Raw genomic sequence first — 19,041 nt, 5'->3', positions numbered from 1 at the left:
TTAACATCAAGGACGGCAATGTCGTTTCTACTTGTCTGGATTCTCAACTTGTGACATAAAGGAAGGGAGGAACGGCAATGAACTACCGGAAGAAGCCTTTGGAGGAAGTACCGGAAGAAAATACCGCAATTTGGGCCTGTACCAATGATGGATGTAATGGATGGATGAGGGATAATTTCGCATTTGAACATGCGCCTTCTTGCCGTCTCTGTCACTCCCCTATGGAGCGCAGTATGAAGATGCTGCCGCAGCTGCTCAATTCCAATGGCGATTTGAAATCGCTGAAGAAGGGTATTTCCATTACCTAACCAATGCCTTTATGAGTCAAGCTTCTATAGAATAATGAACACATTCAAGACGGTGAAACCGTCTTATTTTTTTTGCTTTCCAAACGTAATATTGTGATATTTGTCACAAATTTATTGAATTTTAAGCCCAAACAGGGTGTATAATGTGATTATTATCACACTTAACCCTTTGAATTTTTGACAAAATAGACATATCGAATGGGGAGAAGGAAGGGGAGAAATATGGATACAGTGATGCTGTCGCGATTACAATTTGCGTCGACGACAATTTTTCATTATTTCTTTGTACCAGTGTCAATTGGACTCGCGCTTTTAATTGCAATCATGGAGACGATGTATGTAAGAAAAGGAAATGATGAGTACAAAAGGATGGCCCAGTTCTGGGGAAAGCTTTTCCTGATTAACTTCGCTGTGGGCGTAGTAACAGGAATTCTGCAGGAATTTCAGTTCGGAATGAACTGGTCGGACTATTCGCGTTTTGTCGGTGATGTATTTGGAGCTCCACTCGCGATTGAAGCGCTGCTAGCTTTCTTTCTGGAGTCTACGTTTATTGGAATCTGGATTTTTGGCTGGGATAAAGTATCCAAACGTGTTCACCTGCTCTCGATTTGGCTGGTAGCGCTTGGAACTATGTTCTCGGCTTTCTGGATTCTGCTGGCTAACTCATTCATGCAGCATCCGGTAGGATTTGCTGTTAATAATGGACGGGCTGAGATGAATGACATTTGGGCATTAATTACCAATGGACAATTGCTGGTCGAGTTCCCTCATACGGTTCTTGCCGCGTACGCGACAGGCGCCTTCCTGGTTACGGGAATTAGTGCATATAAATTGCTGAAGAAGCAGGATGTTTCCTTTTTCCGCAAATCTTTTGAAATTGCTGCGATTGTCGGCATTATTTCATCGTTCGGTGTAGCCATTGCGGGACATGCCCAGGCGCAGTATCTGGTAGATACCCAGCCCATGAAGATGGCCGCTTCCGAGGGACTATGGGATGACAGTGGAGACCCTGCTGCATGGACGGTTTTTGCAACGATTGATCCAGAGAATAAAATAAGCTCTCATGAAGTGAAAATCCCATATATGCTGAGTTTTCTCTCCTACAGTAAGTTTTCGGGATCTGTTAAAGGGATGAATACACTACAGGCTGAATATGAACAGACCTATGGTCCTGGGGACTATATTCCACCGGTTCGCACAACCTTCTGGAGCTTCCGGATCATGGTTGCTGCAGGCTCGCTTATGATTCTGCTGGGAGTATACGCCGTCTACCTGATGTGGCGCAAGAAGATGGAACGCCCGAACACCTGGTTCATGCGTTTTATGCTCTGGGGGCTGCTGCTTCCGCCAATTGCTAATACTTCGGGCTGGATTATGACCGAGATGGGGCGTCAGCCATGGACGGTATTTGGGTTAATGACTACAGAGGATAGTGTATCCCCTAATATTACGAGCGGACAGGTGTTGTTCTCGGTAATTTCTTTTACAGCCATCTACGCCATTCTTGGTTTGGTACTGGTTGGCTTGTTCATCAAGGTGATCAAAAAAGGCCCTTACGCCATGGATAACGATCACGGCGAATCCCATGATCCGTATAACAAGGAGGGATCCCATGCTTTCTCTTAATGAATTATGGTTTGTGTTGATTGCTGTGCTGTTTGTCGGCTTCTTCTTCCTGGAGGGATTTGACTTCGGTGTAGGGATGGAAACCCAGATATTAGCGAAGAATGATACGGAGCGCCGGGTACTGATTAACTCAATCGGACCGTTCTGGGATGCGAATGAAGTGTGGCTGATTACTGGCGCAGGCGCCATGTTCGCCGCCTTCCCGCACTGGTATGCAACACTATTCAGTGGATTCTACATTCCGTTCGTGTTCGCGCTGCTGGCGCTGATTGCCCGTGGTGTCGCCTTTGAATTCAGAGGTAAACGGGACTCGCTGGCTTGGAAAAGAACATGGGATGTCTGCATTTTCTTCGGAAGCTTCTTGCCACCATTCCTGCTTGCCGTAGTGTTCGCCAGCTTCATTAAGGGGCTGCCGATCGACGGGGATATGCAGATGTATGCCGGATTCTTCGATATTGTAAATGGTTATACTGTAGTAGCTGGAATTACTGTAGTACTGCTGTGCCTGGTGCATGGACTGATGTTCACTACGCTTCGCACGGTAGGTGATCTGCAGGAACGGGCCCGTAAGATGGCACAAAAGCTGCTGTTCCCGCTGGCTGCGCTGTTGCTCGCTTTTGTGGTCATGACTTATTACATGACAGATATATTCGAGAAACGCGGAGCACTGCTGTTTGTAATTGTAATCTTGGGTATTGCTGCTTATGTGCTGTCCGGCTATTTCATGAGCAAGAAGAAAGATGGCCTAGCCTTCGGAATGACAGGTGCAGTGATGGCCTTATCGGTAATCTCTATCTTTGTTGGATTGTTCCCGCGGGTTATGATCAGTTCACTGGATCAAGCTTTTAATCTGACGATCACGAATGCTGCTTCTGGCCATTATTCCTTGAAAGTAATGACGATTGTGGCGCTGTCGCTGCTTCCGTTCGTGCTGGGTTATCAGATCTGGAGCTATTTCGTCTTCCATAAACGGGTTCACGAGAAGGAGCATCTTGAATACTAATGGATAAAAATTTGCTTGGGTACAAAGGAGTTAAGCCGGTCTTTCTGATCGTGGGCTTCCTTACCCTGGTGCAAAGCCTATCCATACTTTTGCTGGCGAAATCGCTGGCGGAAGTTGTCTCTGCGCTATTTGCGGGAGAACCGCTGAAGGAACAAGGGGCGAAATCGCTCTTGTTCCTTCTTGCGTTTCTGGTGCGTCATGCGAGTGCCCTGCTGATGAGCCGTGTGTCTTACCGCTTCGCGGAAGCGACGGGCAGCAGTATGCGGAGACAAATGATGGAGAAGCTGTTCCAGCTGGGACCGAGGCTGGCAGGCGACCGGGGGACCGGAGATCTGGTTACGCTAGTACTTGAAGGAGTCACGAAGTTCCGGACTTATCTGGAACTGATTATTCCGCGAATGGTAGGGATGGCGGTCACGCCAGCAATGCTGCTGGTGTACGTCTACACCTTGGATACCTCCAGTGGTGTTATTCTTACGTTGACGATGCCGATCATTATTGTCTTTATGATTCTAATCGGGATGACGGCCCGCAAGCAGATGGACCGTCAATTGAAGTCATACCGCACCCTGTCCAATCACTTTGTGGATTCACTGCGCGGACTCGAAACATTAAAATTTCTCGGGCGCAGCCGCAGCCACAGTGCGAGTATAGCGGCAGTAAGTGACCGCTACCGTTCGGCGACCATGCGCACGCTTCGCGTGGCTTTTCTGTCTTCGTTCGCTATGGATTTCTTCACGATGCTGTCTGTGGCTTCTGTAGCGGTAAGTCTCGGCCTCCGCCTGGTGAATGAACAGATGACGCTGGTCACCGGACTCACTATTCTGATTCTGGCACCAGAATATTTCCTGCCGGTCCGGCTGGTCGGAGCGGACTTCCATGCTACTCTTGACGGTAAAGAAGCCGGAGAAGCCATGAAGAGTATTATTGACCGGGAGATAGTAGAAGCTAAGCTGTTGAATCCGGCTGGTGACATAATAGTAGCTGGAACTGGAGACACAGCTGGAACAGTAACAGGTGATGGTAAAGGGACTCCGGCTTCCGGCGGAACCGCATCATTCAGGGATGTCTTCGCCTGGCAGAAGGACAGCATTCTTGAACTACATCAAGTAGGCGTGAAGTATGAAGCCGACGGTATCGCTTCGCTCTCCGGTGTGGATCTGGAGTTCAGAGGGAATGCCAAAATCGGTATTATTGGTGAAAGTGGTGCTGGGAAATCTACGCTGGTAGATATTCTGGGAGGATTCCTGCATCCTACGTCCGGTACGATTAAAGTGAATGGTAACCAGGTGAGTGCACTAACGAATGAGGGATGGCGCCAGCAGACCGCCTATATTCCGCAGCGGCCTTATATTTTTAGCGGCACACTAGCGGATAACGTCCGGTTCTATTATCCTGAGGCTACAAATGAGGCGGTTGCGGGAGTGATCGCCGCCGCTGGATTAGCGAAGCTGGTTGCGTCACTTCCGGGCGGACTGGATGAGATGATTGGCGGCGGAGGGCGTTCGCTTAGCGGTGGACAGGAGCAGCGTGTAGCATTGGCCCGCGCACTCCTAAGCAGTCGTCCGGTTATGCTGCTGGATGAGCCGACTGCTCATCTGGATATTGAGACGGAATATGAGCTGAAGGAAACGATGCTTCCGCTTTTTGAGGGAAAGCTGGTGTTCCTGGCCACCCACCGGCTGCACTGGATGATCGATATGGATATCATTGTTGTCATGAAGCAGGGACAGGTGGCCGAGGTTGGCACACATCAAGAGCTTGTCGCCCGCAGGGGTGCCTATTATGAGCTTATTCAAAGTCAATTGGAGGGAATCCATTGAAACGTGAAGGATGGTTTGCTCCCTATTTTAATACCTATTTCTGGCGGTTTCTGCTGATAATAGTCCTGGGTGCGCTGACGATTTTCTCAGCCTCCTCCCTGATGTACACTTCCGGGTTTCTGATCTCCAAGGCATCCATCCCACCGGAAAATATTCTGATGATCTATGTGCCTATCGTTGGTGTGCGTACCTTTGGAACAAGCCGGGCGGTGATTCACTATGTGGAGCGCCTGGTCTCTCATGATACAATTTTGCGGATTCTCTCCAAGATGCGTATCCGGCTGTACAACATATTGGAGCCACAGGCACTTTTCCTTTCTTCGCGCTTTCGTACCGGAGATATTCTGGGAATGCTCGCCGATGATATTGAATATTTGCAGAATGTGTACTTGCGTACCGTATTTCCAAGTATTATTGCTCTCTTGATCTATGCGGCTGCTATTATTTCGCTCGGTACGTTTGATGTGGCCTTTGCACTGTTGATGGGGCTCTATATGCTGGTGATTGTAATTGTCCTCCCGCTGATCTCACTGCTGCTCACACAATCGCGGCAGCGGATGGTCAAACAGGAACGCAACCGGCTCTATCAGAAGCTGACCGATGCCGTGTTGGGGATGGGAGACTGGGTGATTAGCGGACGGCAGAACCAGTTCGTGGCCACTTATGAGGCCGACGAGAAGGAGGTTGCCCGTACCGACGGAGCACTCCGCAGATGGGCGCGTATCCGGATGTTCCTTGGACAAGCTGTTGTCGGCGTCGCCGTTGTGTCCGTTATCTATTGGGCTGCCGGCGAGTATCAGAGCGGCGCTATCGCCGGCACACTCATTGCGGCGTTCGTGCTGGTAGTATTCCCGGTGGCTGATGCTTTCCTGCCCGTCTCGGATGCGGTAGAGAAGATTCCACAGTACCGCAACTCGCTGGAGCGGCTGAATCAAGTGGAGTCAGCGGGGGGGATTACTTCCGAATCGGATGAAGCAAGCAGTGTGGAGGCGAGAGCCCTTGCAGAAGCTGCCGTGAAGACGATCAAGGAAACCCGGCAGGCACATATTCAGCTTAAAAATGCAGGATACCGTTATACTACCGGCGATGACTGGTCCATTCAGGATCTGACTCTTTCCATTCCGCAGGGCAGGAAGATTGCCATTATCGGCCGCAGCGGAGCAGGCAAGTCTACGCTGCTGAAAGTGATTCAAGGTGTGATCAGACCTTCTATCGGTTCTGCCGTAATTAATGGCATCGATGCTTCTGCTTATGGGGAGAACATTCCGAAGTTGATTGCCGTCCTTAACCAGAGCCCGCATCTGTTCGATACAACAGTGGCGAATAATATCCGGCTAGGCGCCCCGGACGCTTCGGATGCAGAGGTCAAAGGGGCCGGAGAACTGGCCCATCTGGATAACCTGATCTCCTCACTGCCTCAGGGGTATGATACTCCCGTGCGCGAAGCCGGACAGCGCTTCTCCGGCGGAGAACGCCAGCGGATCGCACTCGCCCGTATTCTGCTGCAGAATACTCCGGTCGTCGTGCTTGATGAGCCGACAGTGGGGCTTGATCCGCGGACAGAACGTGAACTGCTGGCAACCATGTTCGACGCGATGGCGGATAAGACGCTGATCTGGGTAACCCACCATCTGGTGGGTGCAGAGCAGATGGATGAGGTGATTTTCATGGAGAATGGGGTGGTGGAGATGCGCGGCACCCATGCGGAATTGATGGCCCGTGAAGCACGCTACCGCAGATTGTATGAGCTGGACCGTCCGGCAGAGTTCCTTGCGAAGCGGACAGGGGAGTAAGCTCTATATATAAAGATCAGAAGTTTGTGGAGAGTGTGTAAACTCTGCGGCGGGAGTTCCTTTTTGTGGTGAAGTGTGGTAGAACAGTAGAAGGAGTATATACCGCAGCGATACAGAAAGGGATGCTTGATCGAATGTATGTAGTGTGTAAGGAACATGTGGAACTGGCCATCGACAAATTTGTGGACGAGTTCGAGGATGCACCGGATATTGTGGACCTGAAGGAAACTGAGTTCTCTGACTGGGATCCCCCGGCGAAATGTGCGGAGTGCGATAAGAGTGCAGAGGTTCTGGTAGTCTAGAGCCGGTGTGCTTCATGACAATTCAATCAACTATATAAAAGATGGCGATGAGCCGGATGTTGACGCATCTGGGTTATCGGTCACGCTTAATCAGGTTTACCCTGCAGCTGTGAATGTGAGCTGCAGGGTATTTTGGTATATAGACTGTATGATGGTCCAATCAGTTTACGCCTCAAATATTTCCTTCATCCCATTGCTGCTCCGGCGGTATATAAAGGCTGAGGCGATGGCAATGAGTGCAGCAATGGAAAGCCCCCAGTAAATGTTGGAGTAAGCCGTTGACAGGGAGAGGCCACGCTGCCACTCCAGCGCACTGGCGGCCATGGCGACGCCAAACGCGCCACTGAAGAACTGCAGCAGCTGGAACAGCCCCATCCCGGAACCAATCTGTGAAGAAGGCAAAATACGGGAGATTTCGTTGGATACCCCACTGGAGAGCGTGGTAAAGGCGAGACTCATAATCATGTACACGAACATCACCGCCACCCACGAATGTCCGGCGAAGAGGGCAAATAAAATGGTAGCCGTTAGTACAAGCAGCGGTACAAAGCGCAGAATACCTCCGTTACCGAAGCGGTCAATGATCCGGCCTACGGATCTGGATACAATAATGGCAAGCAGAGAGCCGGGGAAAATCACAAATCCGGCATGGCTCGCGCTAAATCCAAAACGGTGAACCAGAATCTGTGGCAGCAGGAACAGGGTTGCAAAGCTGCATAGGTATGAAGCGATCCCAACCAGAGAAAGTACCAGGTAGGAGCGGTTCTTGAACAGAGCGGGCATGACAAACGGATCAGGAGTGGTGCGGATCCGGCTGACGAACAAGATAATGGCAGCAATGCCGGCAATCAGAGCAATCCATAGTCCACTGGTTAAGAACAGCAGAAGCCCGGTGGTGCCGATTCCGAGGAAGATCCCTCCAACGGCGTCAAAAGAACCGCGACTCGGTAGCTCCTTCGGCAGCAGAACCAGAAACAGCGGTACAAGCAGCAGGATAAATGCAGTAACGGCAAACAGCCAGTTCCAGCCAAAGTACTGGGTAATGGCACCGCCTGCAACGGGACCGAGTCCCAGGCCAAGCGAAACAGCTGACATTATGGTAGCCATTGCCTTGCCGCGGCGGTCCAGCGGAACATAACGGGTGAACAGAACCAGTGACAGCGACATGACAGCTCCGGCCCCGGAAGCCTGCACGATCCGGACGATCAAGAGGAAGATGAAGTTCGTGCTGAGGAATCCGGCAATCGCTGCGAATCCGAGTGTCAGCAGGCCGATCGTCAGCAGCCTGCGGATCGGAAGGAAGTCGGAAAGTCTGCTGTAGGTAATCGATGCAATGGAGAACATAATGGAATACCCGGTCACGATCCATGAGGCGGCAGAAGCTGAGATACCAAAAGACTCTGTCACATCAGGCAGCGCCAGATTGAACATCGCCGTATTCATAATGACAAGAACAACCGCAACACTGAATAGAAGCGTCAACAGCCCTTCTCTGGGAAGAGTGGCTTCCACTGCTGAATCTTTATTTTCCGATGTAGCGGAGATGTTAGGTACTGATTCCATGTGATGACCACTCCTATATATTATTTTGTATTTCGATTATCATCGAACATTTGAAATATAGCATGGGCTGATATAAAATGCAATTAGGAGCACAACTATTTCTAGCATCCATCGGTATGCTAAAGGGGATATTGATCCATGAAGATACTTTTTCATCCGGAGCGTAAGGATATTCAGCTTGCCTCCGTACTGTATGCACTTAGTGATCCAATTCGCTTGTCCATCATTTCAGATATTCATCATAACGGCGAACAGGCCTGCAACTGCTTCAATGTGCCTGTCGCCAAATCGACGATGTCCCATCATGCCCGGACGCTGCGCGAAGCAGGGGTTGTCCATACCCGTGTTCAAGGTACCCAGCGTATGCTGTCCTTGCGTACTGAGGATTTGAATGCACGTTTTCCAGGATTGCTGGATTCTGTGCTCAGCGCCTATGAGGAAGCAGAACGGCCTGTGCGGGTGACGGAGTCAGAGGAGAGTAGTCACTAAGGCGGGCACTCAATAAAAGGGTATACGATAAAGAACAAGACAACGTCTATATTCATGGGGTGTAAAAAAGACAAAGCCACTGTAGGCTTTGTCTTTTGCTGTTTCTTTTATATAACTAGTGCTTCAGCGCGGATTCACCTTCACCTGCGAGCCCTTGCCGCCATACTGGATGCCGGTGTCTTTAATGCCTACTTCCTTCAGATCAGCGAGCAGCCGTTCGATCACGGCCTTGGATGCTGCTGCTTCCTTCGCTACGGAGGCTTTGACTACCAGCAGCACCGGCTTCCCGGAGCGCAGATGCTTGTCCGCCTGACGTAGCTTCGTATCATAGTCATGCTCCTCAATATGAGCGGTGAAGCGCAATTCTTTCACCTTCTCCTTGCCGCCCGGACCCGCTGGTGTTCGGCCTGAAGCTGGCTTGCGAGCGGTGTTATCTTTCTGCGCTGCCGATTTGGCTTTGCCCTTGGCCATGAGGCTGCAGGGCGGCGGGCTGCTCATCAGCGAGGTACAGACCAGATCCGCTCCTGCGGACCGGGCCATGGCCAGCGCCTCCTCTCTAGTAACTACGCCCAGCTTCTCACCCTTCAGTCCGGTAAGGACAACCTCAGACGCTCTAATTTGTTCATTGATTAAGACTGCCATTATAAGTGAACCCCCTGGGTATAATAATCTATAGCTATCATATACGGAACTCGCCGGGGGTTCAATTTCGATTACGGGTAAGGAGCAGATAATCTGGCATTGATGATATAATTCTGAGTATAACTGTCCAAAAGACTTAGCGTAGCTGTGTTCAGACAGATATAGCAGAGAATAAACGGCTCAATCACATAAGCAGATCATGGAGGATTTATGTTCATACAAATTATCGGAGTAGGCAAATTGAAGGAAAAGTATTTGACACTCGGCATCGCGGAGTATGCCAAGCGGCTGACGCCATACCTCAAGTTCCAGATGATTGAGGTGGCGGATGAGAAGGCACCTGACAACCTCAGCATGGCTGAGGTTGTTCAGGTAAAGGTGCGCGAGGGCGAGCGTATCCTCGCGCATATCAAGAGCGAGGCGCATGTCATTGCGCTCGCGATCGACGGCAAGCTCTGGAGCTCGGAAGAGCTTGCCGCCGAGATCGACCGGCTCGGCACCTACGGGACGAGCCATGTCGTCTTCGTCATCGGAGGGAGCCACGGGCTCTCCGATGACGTGATGCGCCGCGCCCAGCAGCGCATGAGCTTCGGCCGCATGACGCTGCCCCATCAGCTCATGCGGCTGGTGCTGGTAGAGCAGATTTATCGCGCGGTGAAGATAAATCGGGGGGAACCGTATCATAAGTAAAGCACATTGGGAAGCGATAGCGAGAAATGCTGTCCGCTTCGTGCTAGCAGGGAGTCCCCTCGGACTTGCAGGAGGGTAGACTTGAGATATCCATGCTAATTTAACTTTAATGCTTAAGCTTTTTGGATGCGCCTGTGGTATCATGAACATGCCTATCATCCCGTTACATCTGAGGGGGAAAAAGTTGCTTGTGAACATGGCCAATTACCATAAGTATGAGGATGTATCTGTATCAGATGAGACCAAGTCAGCGCTAGATGGTGAAGCAGCCCGGTTGGCAAGTTTGATTTACACGCATACTTCGCAGGATGGGACCTATGCTTCACCAATCCATGGCCTGTATGTGAACCGATATTCGCAAGTGGAAGCGGCGGATGATGTTCACACCATGTTCTCGCCGGTAATCTGCATTGCAGCGCAAGGGAACAAGCGAATTACCGTAGGCAAAGATGCTTATGAGTATAGTGCTTCGCGAATGTATATTGCTCCCGTTGCCTTGCCTGTTGCGATGAAAATCATGCAGGCCAGCCCCCAAGTACCGTTCTTGGGCATAGGTTTATACCTCGATCCGCAAAGGATTGCTTCGCTGCTGCCGATGGTATTTCCTAATGGTTTGCCGGAGGTTCGCAATCGCAGTGCGTGCTACGTCATCGAAGCTGATTTGGCCATGATGAACGCCGCTGCAAGATTGATGGATTGTCTGTCCTCTCCCGATGATGCTCAAATGCTGGCCCCGTTGGTAAAAGACGAGATTTATATCCGCCTCCTTCGCAGCCCAATCGGTGTTTATGTTGCCGAGACCGTTCTGGCGGAATCGGGAATGCAGCAGGTTGCAAAAGCGATTGATTGGCTCCAAAGTAACTTTTCCCAGCCGTGGAAAGTAGCGGATTTGGCGGAGTTGGTCCATATGAGCGAATCGTCGTTTCGCGAGTATTTCAGATCGGCTACTGCGATGAGCCCTTTGCAATATCAAAAGGTGCTGCGCCTGCAAGAGGCGAGGCGTCTAATGTTATCCAGCTCCATTGACGCAACTACGGCGAGCCGGCTTGTAGGCTATTTAAGCGATTCCCAATTTAGCCGCGATTACAGCCGATTTTTTGGGTACCCTCCAACTAGAGATATCACAAGGTGGCGTCAGGATCAGCAACAATTGAAGTGAAACGCACACGTAAACGGCTTTTCAAATTTCCGCGGGCATAGAGCCTAGCGGATTTTTCCTTTTTAAGCGGCGGAATCTGTTGAATCAGGCAATAACTCCGACGGAAAAGGCAAAGACCATAGTGGCCAATCCCCTATACTAAGAGTAGACATACTACCGATAGGAAAGGGGCTTTCTGAAAATGCGTGTATTGGTTACAGGGGCGACAGGCTTCATCGGAGGGGCGGTCGTTCGCGAACTGCTGGATGCCGGTCACCAAGTGGTTGGTCTTGCCCGTTCTGAAAAAGCCGGCAAACGGCTTACGGCATTGGGTGCCCAGGTTCAAATCGGTTCGATTGAGGATTTAGCAGGCTTGCGCAAAGCGGCTGCTGCAGTAGAGGGGGTCATTCATTTGGCCTTCTTCCACAAGTTCTCCCATGCGGGCTCTTCAACTCGGCTTAGGGTTTTATTCGGCGGGAATCCTCGTCATGTGGCGATGCGATTTATGAAGGCTGCAATTGAGACCGACAGGCGAGCCATCGAGACACTTGGCACCGCTTTACCCACCGGTGAGCGGGCGCTTGTCGTCGCGATGCCTACGATGACGCTTACTCCCGGCCGTCTCGGAACGGAGGATAGCGCTGGGGATCCTCAATCCCCAGGTGGATTACGCATCATTTCTGAACATACCACCCTAGACTTGGCGAATCGGGGGGTACGTTCCTCGATTGTACGCCTCCCACCGATCGTACACGGTGAAGGCGATAAGACGGGCTTGTTCCCAAATCTGGTGAACATCGCTCGCAAGAAGGGTTTTTCCGCCTACACAGGCTCCGGAACCAACCGCTGGCCATCCGTGCATCTACTGGATGCGGCGCACCTTTTTAGACTCGCCTTAGAACAGGCTCCGGCAGGGTCCCGGTTTCATGCGGTTAGCGAAGAGGGCATTTCGTTTCAAGAGATCGCCACGGCTTTGGGCCGCCATCTGAACTTGCCGGTCCAAGGCATTGGTGTTGAAGAAGCAGGTAAACATTTCGGATGGCTTGCACCCTTCACGAAAACAGATAATCCGGCGTCCAGCGCGTTGACTCAGGAGCGTTTGGGATGGGATCCAGTACATCCTACCCTTTTAGATGATATTCGGAAGGGGTATTATTTCTAATACTAACAATAAACCGAAAATGGGTGTTTCGTGGAAGGGGCGATTTCGTTGTTGATTTCAGTGACACGGGTGCGAGTAAAGGGCATGTGGGTCCTTCCGTTTTTTATTTACCACATCGTCCGGTCAACGAAGCAACTGAATAGGGCTGCCGGATTGCTGCATTCCGACCTTACACGCGACAGTTGGAGAGTAGGCTGGACGATGTCGGTATGGGAGAACAAGGATCGCATGCTGGAATACCGCAATCACGGCAATCACGCCAAGGCCATGCGGATCGCACGCCGAATTAGCGATGAAGTGGAGGCCGTCCACTGGGATGCCGATACTATTCCGAGCTGGGAGGAAGCGAAGATCCGTTTGCATCAAAAGTATGGCAGAAAACTTGACCAGAACAAGTGGTGAATTAGTGCGTCCCTTTCGACCCTAGCTGGTGCCTCAATCGAGAAGATCAGTATTAACACTTTAGCCATAGGGTTTAAAGGGGCAATAGCTTCACGGTGCACCAACGGAGGAGGATCATTCATATGAGAAATAAGATGATTCGGGCTCTCGTTCTCATTCTAGCATTTTCGATTGCCGGATACGCAATTGTTCAGTATGGCGTGCTTAGAGCTAGTGATGCAGGACTTGTCTCTTTCAAATTGCAAAAGCCGAATTTTGAACTAAAACCATGGATATATGTACTATATATTCATATTTTCACCGCGGTATTTGCCTTGATCATAGGACCCTTTCAACTATATTTGAAGCCAACGAATGCTAGGAAACGTTGGCATCGTCTATTGGGGTATGGATATGTTCTTTCAATTACAGTTAGTGGGATCGTGAGTGTGTATTTATCCCTTTTCGCCACAGGAGGTTGGATTGCTACTCTTGGGTTCATGTCGCTCGATGTATTGTGGGTTGCGACGACGCTTACTGCAACGAGAAAAATTATGGCCAAAGACATCCAAGCTCATAAAGCATGGATGCTTCGCAGTTATGCGCTTACTTTTGCAGCTGTCACGCTTCGTATCTGGTTAGCGCCGCTGGCTCTTCTGTTTAGCGATTTCGAGGTGGCCTTTCGGGTTGTCGCTTGGGTCTGTTGGATTCCTAATCTGCTCGTCATAGAAGCTGTGATTTCCAGAATGAGGTTGAGGCAGCGGCAATGATTCACAACTTCCATGCCAAAATAATCCGTAAAACCGCGCATCCATGGCGCGGTTTTATTTTGCGTACGGTGGAATGTGTTCGTGCCGCGCCCCCAATGACGCAGGTTGCACGATGAAAAGCGAGTATGGGAGGAAAAGCGTCTCGACTGGACGAAAGGAAAGGGAGAGGAGTGCTCAAACGGAGGATACGGAAGTGGACTTTGAAGGAAGTATGGCTAGCGGCCAAACCTATGCGATTGGGGACGTCTAGCGATGGGGCTGGACCGGCTCGGACTCGTTTCCGTCAGGTTCCAGCACGGCTGAGATTCAATTACGAGAGCTGAGCAACGGAACTCAACTGATCTTAACGCACGACGGTTTGCCGGTTACGCGCAGACGTATGCATCGGGCCGGATGGAATTACTACCTAGGTCGATTAGAGCTATTCCTGCTCGGGTTGGAGCCCGGCCCTGATACGTTCGCCATATCACCCCCCCTTTCTTAATGATAAAGAGGATAACGTATCCAAAACTGATGCACAGATTATCTAATTAATGCTTATCGAGTTCTAATGACAAGAGCACGTCAAGGAATGGTTATTGATATTCCAAACGGAGATGAGGACGATCAAACGAGAGTACCTATATATTATGATGGAATTTATTCATATCTGAAGTTTATAGACTGCGAGGAAATTTAAAATTTCGCCATTAGAGTGTTACGGTGAACCGTATCATAAGTAGGGCAAGTTTTCTTCACCACCGTTTTTGAAATTGTATTGGTCTATTGGCATGCTTAATCAATTCATGGCCTCCATCTGCCGGTATGCTTCACCTAGGCCAATTGGATCATAGTAAGCCCACGTCTCATCCTCCATGCGCTGGGTCACAGCATCATGCTGCTCCATCGGGATAAACTCAAGGATAGCTATGATGATGCAGCTCCATGTCACGGAGAACGTATCACAAGTAACTACAAATTTTTTCTAATTTATGGGTATAAGGAGAAAAAAATGACTGAATTATTAGCTCCAGCAGGAAATATGGAGGCTTTAAAAGCTGCAATTTCTAATGGTTGTGATGCAGTATACTTAGGAATGCAAAAATTTGGTGCACGTGCATATTCATCTAATTTTGATTTTGAATCGTTAAAAGAGGCTGTTACGTATGCGCATCTGAGGGACGTTAAACTCTATGTTACAATGAATACCATCGTTTTTGAAAACGAAGTTGAAGAGATGAAAGAGCAGATACACGAATTAAATAGAATCGGTGTGGATGGCATTATCGTCCAGGACCTGACTGCTTTCGATTATATCGTTAATAACTTTCTTGATATGGAAGCACATTGTTCAACTCAAATGGGAATAGACGATTTAGACGGAACTTTATTATTCAAAGAACTTGGTGCTAAACGAGTTGTTCTGTCCCGTGAGGTTGAGATTGAAAAAGTAAAAGAGATCAGAAGAATAGCTGAGATCCCTTTAGAAATTTTCGTTCACGGTGCTTTATGTGTATCTTATTCGGGAAACTGTCTAATGTCAGGATTAATCGGCTATCGATGCGCAAATCGCGGAAGATGTGTTGGTTCATGCCGTAAGGAGTATGAACTAATGGATAAGACAACAGAAACATCTTTAGGGAAAACCTATATTCTATCTACTAAGGACTTAAACACCATCGATTATATCCATGATTTAAAAGAAATCGATTCTTTAAAAATAGAAGGCCGAATGAAAGTGCCTACGTATGTTGCGAATGTTGTATCCAAATATCGCATGGCCTTAGAGCATAAAATAACCGAAGAAGATAAAGAAAATCTGAAAAAAACATTCAATAGAACATTTACTAAAGGATATTTATTTCGCGAAGATAAGAAAAATATTACAAACATCTCAAGACCTAATAACTTCGGTTATGAAATTGGAACCATCAGCAAGGTTGTTAAAGATAGGTATGAAATCACACTTACACGTACTTTAAATCAAAACGATACAATCAGAATAAGTCACAACCATGAGGATGTTAATTTAACAGTTGCAAAACTGTACGATAAAAACGGCGAATTAATCAACAAAGCAGAGGATGTCTGCTATATCAAAATCAAAGAAAAGTTGTCTGTGGGAGATCTCGTATATAAAACGAAGGATTATTTCTATAACAAAGAATTAGAAGCATCACTGGAAAAAGAATTTAAGCGGTTTAACCTCGATATTAGAGTATATGCATGTCCAGATTCAAAGCTTTTCATAGATGCGGTGGGCTTAGGCTATCATTATTCATATGAAAGCGAGGAAATACTAGGCGAAGCCATTAATAATCCAACAACAAAAGACCAGGTAATCAAGCAATTTTCAAGACTAAATGATACGATATTCGAACTTAATCATGTGGATTTTGAGGAATGCAATGCATTTATTCCAGCTAAACTGTTAAATGCAGCAAGAAGGGATATTGTACTGGGCTTATATGACTTAAAGCTTAACAGCCAAAAGAAAAGAACCAAGGCTTTGGAAGCAAAAGAAAAAATAAGCTTTGCCCCTGTAAAACCATACCTTACGGCCTCTGTAACGACTAAGGAGCAGTATGATGCTTGCGTGAGCTGTGGAATTAAGGAAATCTATTTTGAAAACGTTGTTAGAAGAAATCAGAATCATTATAAGGACAAAGAAGGGCAGCTACTCATCGGAGGATATGGTGGGATTTATCACTACAGAGAAACGAATCCGTTTGTTACGGACTATTCTCTAAATGTTGTTAATGCTACTAGTTGCTATGAATTATATAAATTAGGTGCAAAACGAGTCACTTTATCTTATGAGTTGAATAAGAGCCAAATTGAAGATTTAATGAATGCCTATTATGAAGAAAATGACGGCTATCCTGCACTAGAAATGATTGTATATGGTAAGGTTCCTTTGATGTTTACAAAATATTGTCCGATGAAAAAAATGAATCAATGCAAAATTTGCAAAACGAAGAGCTATGAGTTAAAAGATGAGCACGGAACGTTCCCTATCATTTCTCATAATGATTGTACAACGACCCTCCTTAATGGGAAGACGCTTAATCTTTTAGATGAGCTACCAAACATCAAAGGAATCGAGGCACTCCGATTAAACTTCACAGTTGAATCTAAAGAACAGGTTGTGAAAGTCATTCATATGGCGTCAGGCAAACTAAATGGCTCAATGAATAATGCTGCCTTTAATCAGGAAACAGACACAAGAGGACATTTTAATAAAGAGATTGTGTAGGTAGCCAAAGGGATGGTTCTGGCAATATGATGGCGGGAGCGAATCCAACAGCGGCAGCGGTCAGATTATGGCGTACATAAATGCCCGGACGGCAGACTCTGCGATTGGGGTTGACCTGTATATCGCTGTCTTCCTTGCTAATCGTTCAGCTTAACATAAAAGAACAAGAAAGAGCCGCCCAGTACTGGGCGGCTCTAAAACTTGCCGCTTCAACCATCGCAGTGAACGTGTCAGAAGTAAGGAAAAGTCTTTTTGAGAGGCCGACTGCTTTTCAGCAGAATCCCCTTATCGTTGAATCTACATTGGTTAGTTGTAGAAATCTTAGGAAACGATAGGCTAGGTCCAAAACATCGACTTCCAAGTTAAGATGCTTAGGTAGTCCTAACATGATAAGTTAACTATCGCGAAGAAACCGAAAAGTAGTGTTGCTTATATGAGTCTTTACATTATCGATAGTTCATTTCTAAATCTCGCCGAGGCCGCGCGGATGCTGTATCGTAAAAGAAGGATTTTGGAGAGATTGGCGCAGGGCGGGAAGAGTGCGGAGTGAATAGCGAAAGAGTTAAGGGATGAAGGAATAGTGAGGCCTTCAATTTCGTTCTATAGATGTTACGGTGAACCGTATCATAAGTAGGGCGAAATGAAATTAGATTAGATTCTATTTCCTATAGGCGAGCCTAGCGACTGCATTAATAGTTAGGAGCGTCAAGAAACCGAGTAAAACCAACACCCCGTACAGGGTTGTATTCGGCATCCAGTCATTAATAAAGCTCCAATCCGCATTCGGGTAAATAAAAGTAGGCAACTGGATAGTAAGAACATAGAGAAACGCAAGAACTGATATCAGAAGAATGGAGAGAATGATTTGCAGTGTCCTCATTCGGAAGGTTCTGCGCCCTGATCGGATGGCCTTCATTGTGTTCCATAAAAGCCACAGAATTACAAGAATCAACACACCCATGATCAGAATAATCGACGAGGCAATCTGATCGGTCAGGAGATAGATGTCCGAAGCTCCGCTATCCGGCGGATGCCCCTGCAACAAAGACATGATTCCTTCGCCGATGGCCGTCGTGTAGACTGAATTCAAATTGGCCAATACGACGACGCCCGTTTTCTCCTTGGGGTCCATCACGATATAAGAAGAGTAATTCTCAAGATTCCCTCCATGCTGAATCTGATCTGAATTCGCATCGAATTCCCAGCCGCCGTAATAATGAAAGGGGGTTGTATCCGTTGATTGAACGGCCTTATAACCGTCGATACTGTCGATCCCTAAGTTGAATCTTAGCCAGTTCGTCATGTCTTCCCCGTTCGTAATAATCGATCCCGCCGGGGCTTGGCTCAAACTGAACGGGACTGAATATGGGCGCGCTCCGAAGAACGAAACCTTGTATCCCGCCGCCAAATTGTGAGGCAAACGTTCCTCGCGAACACTCGTATTCAGAAGTCCGAGCGGCTTGAAAATATGTTCGTTCATGTAGTCCGAATACGACTGCCCCGAGACTTTCTCGATAAGAAGGCCTAAGATGTTAAAGTTCACGTTGGAATAGGCGTATTTCTCGCCCGGAGAGGAGCTTAACGAGGCATTTGCCAACGTCCTTACGCCTCGCTCCAGAGCATCCTTGTCCGAAGAGGCGGGAATATCGATAAACGTCTCCGTGCCAAATCCGCTAGTGTGCTCCATCAATTGATTGAGTGTGATCTCCGCAGGAGCCTGACGGTACCGGACTTGGAACCAGGGCAGATAAGAAGTGACCCCTTTTTCTAACTCGAGCTGATGTTCCTCGGCTAGATGAGTGATTGCAAGTCCCGTGAATGCTTTGGACAACGAACCTAATTGAAATTCTGTTTCCGCCGTGACCTTCTGCTTGGCTTGCTTATCCGCGTAACCATAGCCTTTGCTTATCGTCGTTTGGCCATTTTTGAAGACGACTAGGGAGACGCCGGGAATGTTGCCTTTGGCCATATTAGCGCGTACCAACTTCTCGATTTGTAGTTCAATACCCTCCGAATCTCCATGCTGTGGCTTAGAACCTGCATAGACTTGCGTATAGCTTGCTGTTAAAACAAAGAAGACCGATAAAATAATCCATATTCGTCGGAACAAATTGCA

16 protein-coding genes and 1 pseudogene are annotated in these 19,041 nt (G+C 48.2%); 14 read left to right on the top strand and 3 right to left on the bottom strand.

Translation table 11 applies throughout. From position 1 onward, the window contains the following. The first annotated feature begins 77 nt into the window (after positions 1-77). The 6 genes from AC0MA3_RS07485 (at position 78) to AC0MA3_RS07460 (ending at position 6,855) form a co-directional block, all read left to right on the top strand. Positions 78-308: a cold-shock protein gene (locus tag AC0MA3_RS07485; RefSeq protein ID WP_020425962.1), complete on the top strand. Its 231-nt coding sequence runs from the start codon at positions 78-80 to the stop codon at positions 306-308. Between the two features lie 222 nt (positions 309-530). After that, positions 531-1,934 carry a cytochrome ubiquinol oxidase subunit I gene (locus tag AC0MA3_RS07480; protein ID WP_474655714.1) on the top strand — a complete coding sequence of 468 codons (1,404 nt, stop codon included), beginning with the start codon at positions 531-533 and terminating at the stop codon, positions 1,932-1,934. Further along, the gene (cydB, locus tag AC0MA3_RS07475; protein ID WP_474655713.1) at positions 1,921-2,937 is read left to right on the top strand and encodes a cytochrome d ubiquinol oxidase subunit II; all 1,017 of its coding nucleotides are present in this window, start codon (positions 1,921-1,923) and stop codon (positions 2,935-2,937) included. Before AC0MA3_RS07480 ends, cydB begins: the two co-directional genes overlap by 14 nt. Continuing rightward, complete coding sequence (gene cydD / locus AC0MA3_RS07470; protein WP_474655712.1) at positions 2,937-4,760, top strand: thiol reductant ABC exporter subunit CydD; 1,824 nt, start codon at positions 2,937-2,939, stop codon at positions 4,758-4,760. The genes cydB and cydD overlap by 1 nt, the downstream gene beginning before the upstream one ends. Beyond that, on the top strand, positions 4,757-6,553 hold the full coding sequence (cydC, locus tag AC0MA3_RS07465) for a thiol reductant ABC exporter subunit CydC (RefSeq protein WP_474655711.1): 1,797 nt from the start codon (positions 4,757-4,759) through the stop codon (positions 6,551-6,553). The genes cydD and cydC overlap by 4 nt, the downstream gene beginning before the upstream one ends. A 134-nt stretch (positions 6,554-6,687) precedes the next feature. Continuing rightward, positions 6,688-6,855 carry a CxxH/CxxC protein gene (locus AC0MA3_RS07460; RefSeq protein WP_474655710.1) on the top strand — a complete coding sequence of 56 codons (168 nt, stop codon included), beginning with the start codon at positions 6,688-6,690 and terminating at the stop codon, positions 6,853-6,855. A 165-nt stretch (positions 6,856-7,020) separates the two neighbouring features. On the opposite strand, the gene AC0MA3_RS07455 is transcribed toward AC0MA3_RS07460, so the two are convergent. Next, a complete protein-coding gene (locus AC0MA3_RS07455) occupies positions 7,021-8,418 on the bottom strand; it encodes an MFS transporter (RefSeq protein WP_474655709.1) in 1,398 nt (465 codons plus the stop codon). A 138-nt stretch (positions 8,419-8,556) separates the two neighbouring features. On the opposite strand from AC0MA3_RS07455, the gene AC0MA3_RS07450 reads away from it, so the two are divergent. Then, positions 8,557-8,907 (top strand): ArsR/SmtB family transcription factor, encoded by a 351-nt coding sequence (locus AC0MA3_RS07450; RefSeq protein ID WP_474655708.1) that lies wholly within the window; start codon positions 8,557-8,559, stop codon positions 8,905-8,907. Between the two features lie 123 nt (positions 8,908-9,030). Here the strand turns inward: AC0MA3_RS07450 and infC are convergent, their stop codons facing one another. Next, entirely contained in the window at positions 9,031-9,549 is a 519-nt protein-coding gene (gene infC / locus AC0MA3_RS07445) for a translation initiation factor IF-3 (protein WP_474655707.1), read from the bottom strand. Between the two features lie 210 nt (positions 9,550-9,759). Between infC and rlmH the strand changes: the two genes are divergently transcribed. The 7 genes and pseudogenes from rlmH to AC0MA3_RS07410 all read left to right on the top strand — a co-directional run bounded on the left by rlmH (position 9,760) and on the right by AC0MA3_RS07410 (position 16,925). Beyond that, positions 9,760-10,239, top strand: coding sequence for a 23S rRNA (pseudouridine(1915)-N(3))-methyltransferase RlmH (rlmH, locus tag AC0MA3_RS07440; RefSeq protein WP_474655706.1), 480 nt, complete (start codon positions 9,760-9,762; stop codon positions 10,237-10,239). A gap of 148 nt (positions 10,240-10,387) precedes the next feature. Further along, a complete protein-coding gene (locus tag AC0MA3_RS07435) occupies positions 10,388-11,398 on the top strand; it encodes an AraC family transcriptional regulator (RefSeq protein ID WP_474655705.1) in 1,011 nt (336 codons plus the stop codon). Between the two features lie 181 nt (positions 11,399-11,579). Continuing rightward, on the top strand, positions 11,580-12,539 hold the full coding sequence (locus AC0MA3_RS07430) for an SDR family oxidoreductase (protein WP_474655704.1): 960 nt from the start codon (positions 11,580-11,582) through the stop codon (positions 12,537-12,539). A 60-nt stretch (positions 12,540-12,599) separates the two neighbouring features. Then, positions 12,600-12,941, top strand: a complete 342-nt coding sequence (locus AC0MA3_RS07425) for a DUF3291 domain-containing protein (protein WP_474655741.1) — start codon at positions 12,600-12,602, stop codon at positions 12,939-12,941. Between the two features lie 122 nt (positions 12,942-13,063). Continuing rightward, positions 13,064-13,690, top strand: coding sequence for a DUF2306 domain-containing protein (locus AC0MA3_RS07420; protein WP_474655703.1), 627 nt, complete (start codon positions 13,064-13,066; stop codon positions 13,688-13,690). A 265-nt stretch (positions 13,691-13,955) separates the two neighbouring features. Further along, positions 13,956-14,174: pseudogene (locus AC0MA3_RS07415) on the top strand (SRPBCC family protein); the annotation flags it as partial. 507 nt (positions 14,175-14,681) lie between these two features. Next, positions 14,682-16,925 carry a U32 family peptidase gene (locus tag AC0MA3_RS07410; RefSeq protein ID WP_474655702.1) on the top strand — a complete coding sequence of 748 codons (2,244 nt, stop codon included), beginning with the start codon at positions 14,682-14,684 and terminating at the stop codon, positions 16,923-16,925. A gap of 658 nt (positions 16,926-17,583) precedes the next feature. Here AC0MA3_RS07410 and AC0MA3_RS07405 read toward each other — a convergent pair. Further along, entirely contained in the window at positions 17,584-19,035 is a 1,452-nt protein-coding gene (locus AC0MA3_RS07405) for a serine hydrolase domain-containing protein (protein WP_474655701.1), read from the bottom strand. Positions 19,036-19,041: the final 6 nt, after the last annotated feature.

Source organism: Paenibacillus sp. LS-5 (assembly GCF_056121505.1).
The sequence above is the reverse complement of the archived record's forward strand: the minus strand, read 5'-3'. Positions and strand labels throughout refer to the sequence as shown.

What these genes read in the sequence shown, in the direction of transcription:
- AC0MA3_RS07450 (WP_474655708.1), top strand. Translation starts at nt 8,557, where the DNA reads ATGAAGATACTTTTTCATCCGGAGCGTAAGGATATTCAGCTTGCCTCC.
- AC0MA3_RS07420 (WP_474655703.1), top strand. Translation starts at nt 13,064, where the DNA reads ATGAGAAATAAGATGATTCGGGCTCTCGTTCTCATTCTAGCATTTTCG.
- cydB (WP_474655713.1), top strand. Translation starts at nt 1,921, where the DNA reads ATGCTTTCTCTTAATGAATTATGGTTTGTGTTGATTGCTGTGCTGTTT.
- AC0MA3_RS07455 (WP_474655709.1), bottom strand. Translation starts at nt 8,418, where the DNA reads ATGGAATCAGTACCTAACATCTCCGCTACATCGGAAAATAAAGATTCA.
- AC0MA3_RS07480 (WP_474655714.1), top strand. Translation starts at nt 531, where the DNA reads ATGGATACAGTGATGCTGTCGCGATTACAATTTGCGTCGACGACAATT.
- cydD (WP_474655712.1), top strand. Translation starts at nt 2,937, where the DNA reads ATGGATAAAAATTTGCTTGGGTACAAAGGAGTTAAGCCGGTCTTTCTG.
- AC0MA3_RS07430 (WP_474655704.1), top strand. Translation starts at nt 11,580, where the DNA reads ATGCGTGTATTGGTTACAGGGGCGACAGGCTTCATCGGAGGGGCGGTC.
- AC0MA3_RS07485 (WP_020425962.1), top strand. Translation starts at nt 78, where the DNA reads ATGAACTACCGGAAGAAGCCTTTGGAGGAAGTACCGGAAGAAAATACC.
- AC0MA3_RS07460 (WP_474655710.1), top strand. Translation starts at nt 6,688, where the DNA reads ATGTATGTAGTGTGTAAGGAACATGTGGAACTGGCCATCGACAAATTT.
- infC (WP_474655707.1), bottom strand. Translation starts at nt 9,549, where the DNA reads ATGGCAGTCTTAATCAATGAACAAATTAGAGCGTCTGAGGTTGTCCTT.
- rlmH (WP_474655706.1), top strand. Translation starts at nt 9,760, where the DNA reads ATGTTCATACAAATTATCGGAGTAGGCAAATTGAAGGAAAAGTATTTG.
- AC0MA3_RS07435 (WP_474655705.1), top strand. Translation starts at nt 10,388, where the DNA reads ATGCCTATCATCCCGTTACATCTGAGGGGGAAAAAGTTGCTTGTGAAC.
- AC0MA3_RS07410 (WP_474655702.1), top strand. Translation starts at nt 14,682, where the DNA reads ATGACTGAATTATTAGCTCCAGCAGGAAATATGGAGGCTTTAAAAGCT.